6 protein-coding genes and 1 pseudogene are annotated in these 6,346 nt (G+C 59.3%); 3 read left to right on the top strand and 4 right to left on the bottom strand.

Going from position 1 to position 6,346, the window contains the following annotated elements:
* The coding region (locus HHL14_RS28770) for a hypothetical protein (RefSeq protein ID WP_169500990.1) at window positions 1-328 on the bottom strand (328 nt) is incomplete at its 3' end.
* A complete protein-coding gene (locus HHL14_RS28765) occupies window positions 325-537 on the bottom strand; it encodes a hypothetical protein (protein ID WP_169500989.1) in 213 nt (70 codons plus the stop codon). The genes HHL14_RS28765 and HHL14_RS28770, both read right to left, overlap by 4 nt.
* Before the next feature lie 352 nt (window positions 538-889).
* Between HHL14_RS28765 and HHL14_RS28760 the strand changes: the two are divergent.
* Window positions 890-1,944 (top strand): annotated as a pseudogene (locus HHL14_RS28760) (IS256 family transposase); the annotation flags it as partial.
* 40 nt (window positions 1,945-1,984) lie between these two features.
* Here the strand turns inward: HHL14_RS28760 and HHL14_RS28755 are convergent.
* On the bottom strand, window positions 1,985-2,278 hold the full coding sequence (locus HHL14_RS28755) for a contact-dependent growth inhibition system immunity protein (protein ID WP_169500988.1): 294 nt from the start codon (window positions 2,276-2,278) through the stop codon (window positions 1,985-1,987).
* A 413-nt stretch (window positions 2,279-2,691) separates the two neighbouring features.
* Between HHL14_RS28755 and HHL14_RS28750 the strand changes: the two genes are divergently transcribed.
* Entirely contained in the window at window positions 2,692-4,062 is a 1,371-nt protein-coding gene (locus HHL14_RS28750) for an MFS transporter (protein ID WP_169500987.1), read from the top strand.
* Window positions 4,063-4,437: 375 nt separating this feature from the next.
* The gene (locus tag HHL14_RS28745) at window positions 4,438-5,349 is read left to right on the top strand and encodes a proline dehydrogenase family protein (RefSeq protein ID WP_169500986.1); all 912 of its coding nucleotides are present in this window, start codon (window positions 4,438-4,440) and stop codon (window positions 5,347-5,349) included.
* 111 nt (window positions 5,350-5,460) lie between these two features.
* Here HHL14_RS28745 and HHL14_RS28740 read toward each other — a convergent pair whose 3' ends face one another.
* Window positions 5,461-6,327, bottom strand: coding sequence for an alpha/beta hydrolase (locus HHL14_RS28740; protein WP_169500985.1), 867 nt, complete (start codon window positions 6,325-6,327; stop codon window positions 5,461-5,463).
* Window positions 6,328-6,346: the final 19 nt, after the last annotated feature.

The raw sequence follows: 6,346 nt of genomic DNA, 5'->3' as shown, positions 1-6,346 counted from the left end.
CCGCCGGAATCACGCCGATCGCATCGATGGCGAGAATGCCCCAGTTGAAGAGATTTTTTTCCGCGCCCCTGACGCTGCAGATGCGGTAGATGTCGGTCCCCACGTCATACAGCGACATCGCGTTGCCAACCAGCGGCACCATGTACAGGCACTGCACGAAGATTTCCTGGCCGTGGTTTTCGACACGCTCAACGCCTTTGTGTACGAGGTTCGGCGTGGTGGCCGTCGCGGGTATAGCGCTGGGGATGACGCGCCGGCCTTCGGCATTGGCCTTTATCTCTGCCGGTATCTCATGTTGCGGAGTACGCGGGGTTTCTGCTGCCGTCATGTTCCTGTTACCTGCGCCACGTCGACTCCATCAACGGCATCCGGTATTGCCGGTCGCTGGGGATGGCGGTGAACACCCATGCCGCTCGTCCCCTCGAATGAGTAGATATCCGCGAGGGCCGCACCCGGTGTTCCTGTCACTTCGAGGGTGTAATACTGGTGAACGTTAATGCCTGCGCGCGCGGTGACATCCGACAGAACCGAATTCAAGTTCCATCCCTCCGGTTGATCGTTGTGAATTATTCTGAAGCGATGCGCCGACCCGGCGTGGACCATGCCAGATGCCACCTGTCATATTGGCCCGGTCCCACGACGGTCGGGAGTCGAAGAGTGACGTTTCAGGCCTGAGGGAGTCAACGGGACTAATCTGAAATACTTCGATTTTGACAATGATTTACGAAGAACTTCTATATCCCAGTTCTATTGCGTAGTTTCGTTAGCGATGAATCAATAAAAAAGCAGCAATAAGCCGGGCCCTATCCGTCATTTCGTGGGCGAGGCATATCATGAGGAATAAAAATCATGGATATGCCGATGAAGAAGAAACGTACCATCGCCTCGCAGGCAGCGGCCCGCGGGCCAGTCCAAAGAACGCAACGGCGCCAGCGGCAAGACGGTGATCACCGAGCACGGCCCGCTCAGAGCCGATCTGCCGCGTGATCGCCAAGGCAGTTTCGAGCCGATCCTGATTCCCAAACACGAGCGCCGCTTCACCGGCTTTGATGAACGCATCATCGCGATGTACGCGCGTGGCATGAGCGTGCGCGAGATCCAGGCGTTTCTGGCCGAACGCTATGGCGCTGAGGTTTCCCCCCGATTTCATCAGTTCGGTCACCGATGACGTGATGGCCGAAACGCTTGCCTGGCAAAACCGTCCGCTCGAGTCGATGTCCCCGGCGGTGTTTCGACGCGCTACGCGTGAAGATCCGTGGTGACGGCGTGGTGAGCAACAAGGCCGTCTATCTGGCGCTGGGCATCCAGCCCGACGGCCCGCGCGACGTGCCCGGCCTGTGGATTGAACAGACCGGGGGCGCGAAATTCTCGCTCAAGGTGTTCAACGAACTGAAGACCCGGGGCTGCCAGGACATCCTGATCGCGGTGGTCGACGGGCCGAAAGGGCTGGCCGAGGCAATCGGCGCGGCTTACCCCCGCACGGCGGTGCAGACCTGCATCGTACATCTGATCCGCAACAGTCTGGAGTACGCCAGCTACAAGGACCGCAAGGCGGTTGCCACGGCGCTGCGCCCGATTTACGCCGCGGCCACGCACAGCAGGCGCTGGAAGACTTCGCCCAAGGGCAATGGGGAACGAAATATCCAACCATCGTGCAGTCGTGGCGACGCGCGTGGGAAAACGTCACGCCGTTCTTCGTGTTCCCGACTGAGATACGACGGGTCGTCTACACCACAAACGCCATTGAAAGTCTGAACATGCAACTGCGCAAGATCATCAGGACCCGAGGGCCACTTCCCCCATGACGAGGCTGCCATCAGGCTGCTGTGGCTGGCGCTTCGCAATGTACTGGCCAAATCGGTGTGAGCCGCATTCGACTGGTCATCCGCCATGAACCAGTTTGCTATCCTGTTTGGCGAGCGCTTCACTCACGCTCGTGGGTAACTCCGTCAACCGCCTCGCACACAAAATTGCGGACAGGTTCTTATTCGCTGAGGAGACGCATCACTTCTTCAAGAAATGATGCGGTTGTGTGCCCCCACCGGACGGGATTAAAAGTCAACCCGTACGCAGCCTTGAACGCGGTGTCGAGATTCGCTGCATGATCACGGCAGAATTGGTCGATTTGGCCTACCAGAATTAACCGTTCTAACGGCTGACTTTCACGCTTATACGCAGCGACGATTTCCTCTATCGTATTCCCCCACAACTCAAATTCCTCGCCTAAATAGCCCTCGAGAAAGTTCGAGAGTACGAGGTACCGATCGTTATATTTCATTACCCTTATTCCGCCAGAACTGCAGTACGCATGTACTACGTCATACCGTTGTATCGCCTCTTGAACAAAGACATTTCAACGTCACTCAATTCAATCGAGCACTTGGAGGTTAGCCGCAAACGACGAAACATGAAATGGGCAACGGATGATTTTCGCGTACCGTGAGTCCTAACGCCGTTGGCCACCGGCAACCGTCCGCTCGTGCGAAGCGACGTCAATCGATCAAGCCACACCCCACTTCTCCCCAATCCTTCGATAAGCAACGCTTATCGCACATAAACAATCCTGTATTAGTCATTTATCGGCATCCTGATTATTCTGACGAACGGCTTTCAGCAACACGGCAGCGGCGTCGAGAGTCGATTCGACCCGGCCGACGCTCAAGAGACGTGAGAAAAACACCGGAGACAGTCATGGCAGGTCAGAACAACGGGCAACCCAGGCGCGCCGCGATCGCTGCCTTCATCGGTACCACGATCGAATGGTATGACTTCTACATTTACGGCTTCGCCGCCGCGCTCGTGTTCGGCAAGGTGTTCTTCTCCAGCACGCTCGACCCCGGCATCGCCACGCTGCTCTCGTTCCTGACGCTATGGGCCGGGTTCGTGGCGCGGCCGATCGGCGGGCTCATCTTCGGCCATCTCGGCGACCGCATCGGCCGCAAGACCACGCTGGTAATCACACTCGTCATGATGGGCGTGGCCACCACCGGCATCGGCCTGTTGCCAGGCTATGCGCAGATCGGCGCATGGGCGCCGGCCGGTCTCGTACTGCTGCGGGTCATTCAGGGCATCGCCGTCGGCGGCGAATGGGGCGGGGCGGTGCTGATCGCCAGCGAAAGCGCACCCAGGAACAAGAGCATCCTCTACTCGGCTTTCGCGCAACAGGGCTCGCCGACCGGCAATCTGCTCGCGACGCTGGTGTTCTTCGCGCTCAGCGCGCTGCCCACGCCGGAGTTCGTCACGTGGGGCTGGCGCATTCCGTTCCTGTTGTCGGCCACGCTGGTAATTCTCGGCATGGTGATTCGCCTCAAGCTCGAAGAGCCGGAGGACATGAAGCGGGTCATCAAGCAGAAGCAGACCGTCAAACTGCCGGTTCTCGAAGTGCTGCGCAAGCACTGGGTCATCGTGCTGCTCGCCGCCGGCGTGCTGCCCGTCATTCACGTCACGTACTTCAAGACCACGTTCGCGCTGTCGTGGGCGACGAAGGAGCTCGGCTATTCGCAGGGGACGTTCCTCGGCATCATCGTGACGGCGCTGGTGGTTCAGTTCATCACGCAGCCGCTCGGCGCGCTGCTTGTGCAACGGATGGACATGCGCAAGGCGGTCTGCCTGATGGTGCTGCCGGAATTCATCCTGATGCCGGCGATGTTCTTCGCGATCGAAACGAAGGTCTACTGGATCGCCGTCGTCGGCATGTGTCTCGCGACCATTCCGCATTCGATGTTCTATGGCGCGGTAGGCGGGATTCTCGCGCGGGTCTTTCCTGCGAAGGTGCGCTACACGGGGCTGTCGTTGTCGTATCAGCTCTGCTCGCTGGTCGTGGGAGGCGGCACTCCGGTCCTCGCCCAGTGGGTGCTCAATTCCACCGGCAGCATTACCGGCGTGGCGATTGCTTCGGCGCTGTATGCACTGGTGTCGCTCGTTTGCATGATCGCGCTGCTGAATCGCACCGGGTTTATCGCGGCTGAGTTGTCGACGGCCGAGCAGGCGGATATCGGCGAGGTTGCGGAAGAAGAAAATCGTGCTCCGGAGGGTGGGCGCAAGACAGTGCCGGTTGTCTAAGTGTGGTTCGCAAGTTGCGATCGATGGAGGGTGCGTGCCGTTCCAAGCGGTCCGGTCGCAACCGCTACCGCCATCGGTCCAGGCCGGATCGCACCGCGACAACCCATGCTATGATCGACCGCCCCATGACGCGAGACAGCAAGCGTGCTGCAAATCCGCGTCTTTGTTCACTGATCGTTAGCGCATCCTCATACCTCATCCGCAATGTACGCAGCTGCCTGGCCTCCTTCGAAAACGCGCTGAACAGCCTCTGTCACTGCCATTCCCTGCACTGACACGGCCATTCGTTCCGGACTCGCATCGGCGATCCGGCGATGCCGTTCGATCCGACGCAAAGCGTCTGGCATCGCACGGCGGCATTTTCGTGAGACCAACATGCGTATTCTCAATACGATGGCAGCACGCGCCATCCCATTCGTTCCCCGTTCACTGATCCGGAAGATTTCGCGTCGCTATATTGCCGGCGCAACGCTCGCCGACGCGCTCGATCGCATTCGCTCGTTGCACGCAGCGGGCTATTCCACAACGCTCGATTTGCTCGGTGAAACAGTTTCGTCGCCTACGGAAGTCGAGGCAGTAGTACTTGAGCATCTGACGCTCATCGATGCGCTACATGCCGACGGCTTACGCACCGAACTGTCGATCAAGCCCTCCGCATTCGGCTTGCTATTGGACGAAGCCAGCTGCAAACGACACGTTTTACGCATTCTCGATGCGGCGACTACGCGAGGCATCACCGCCTGTCTCGACATGGAAGACGTGACCTGCACGCAAAAGACCCTCGACCTCTTCGCACGGATCGAAACGGCGAACGCGAATATGGGCATTGCGCTGCAGGCATATCTGAAGCGCACCTACGACGACATCGGCCCACTCCAACACCGGATGAACCGGCTACGCATTTGCAAGGGCATTTATGCCGAGGCGGAGACACATCTGGTCGCCGATGCCTCGCGAAATCGCAACGCGATCAACGAACATTTCGTACGGCATGTATCGAGCGCGTTGCGGGCGGGATCGTTCGTTGGCATCGCAACGCACGATGAAACCTTAATCGAGTCGTTGATCACGTGGATCCAGCGCGAGGAGATCGAACCAGACCGCTTCGAATTCCAGATGCTGCTCGGGGTAGGTGAGCCCTTGCGCGAGCGTCTGCGGTCGATGGGGTTTCAGGTCCGCGTATATGTTCCCTACGGCCACGACTGGTACGGATATAGCACGCGGCGTATCAAGGAGAATCCGCGCATCGCGGGCTATATCTTGCGAGCGCTATTAAGCGGCAATTGATGCCTCTTCGCTTGCATATCTAGCCTGAACGCTAGGGGCCATTGTCGACCCACTTCGATGATGGCCCATTGCCGATTGGGCACCTCCACGCGATCATCCTTTCAAGCACCCTTAACCCTTAACCATCCCCATCACCGCCTCAAACAACGCACTCCCCGGCCGCGCCAACTCGTTGACGATATTGAAGTGATTCGACTGCGTATCCGCCACGAGCGAGACCGGCAACCCACGCCGCTCGACGTCCTCATGAAACTGCAGCGTCTGATTCCTGAACCCGGTCGTCTCCAGGCCGCCCACCGACAACACCAACGGCGGCGCCGTCTCCGGCAGACATAATGCCGGACTCAGCAACGCCGCCTGATCCGGATACAACCGCAGCCAGTCGTTGACGCCGATATCGCACAGCGGACGAATGTCGTAGAGCCCGCTCAGCCCCATCACGCCTTTAATCACATCGCGCGGCACGTTAAAACGTTCCTGCCAGTCGTCCGCGTAAAGCATGCCGACCAGATGCCCGCCCGCCGAACTCCCGCACACATGGATGCGCTGCGTATCGATTCCATACGTAGCGCCATGCTGGTAGAGCCACGCAATTGCACTGCGCACCTCACGCACCACCTCCGCCAACGTGGCCTCGGGCAGCAGCGTGTACTCGATCATCGCAACGGCGATGCCCGCGTCAGTCAGCGCCGCCGCCATCGAGCATGCATCCTCCTTCCGCTGCGAGCGCCAATAGCCGCCGTGAATGTAGACGAACACAGGCGCAGCCTGCGCCGCCGCGGCAGCCGGAAAAATATCGATGCGCTCGGCCTGCCCCATTCCGTACTGAAGATCGAGTATGCCGGCGCAGCGCCGCCGCGAGGTCAGCGCAAGCGACGCATACGTACGCATCTCGGCATCGAAGTCGCTCACCGACGCGCGCGCGTTGTACTGCACCGCGCGTTCGGCGAGATCGGCGAAGGTCAGATCGAACGGCATGAAGAGTCCTTTTTCTGGC

Origin of the sequence: Paraburkholderia antibiotica (assembly GCF_012927125.1) — a bacterium.
In the GTDB taxonomy this organism is placed as follows: domain Bacteria; phylum Pseudomonadota; class Gammaproteobacteria; order Burkholderiales; family Burkholderiaceae; genus Paraburkholderia; species Paraburkholderia antibiotica.
Note: the sequence above shows the minus strand (reverse complement) of the source record. Positions and strands in the feature narration are given on the sequence as shown.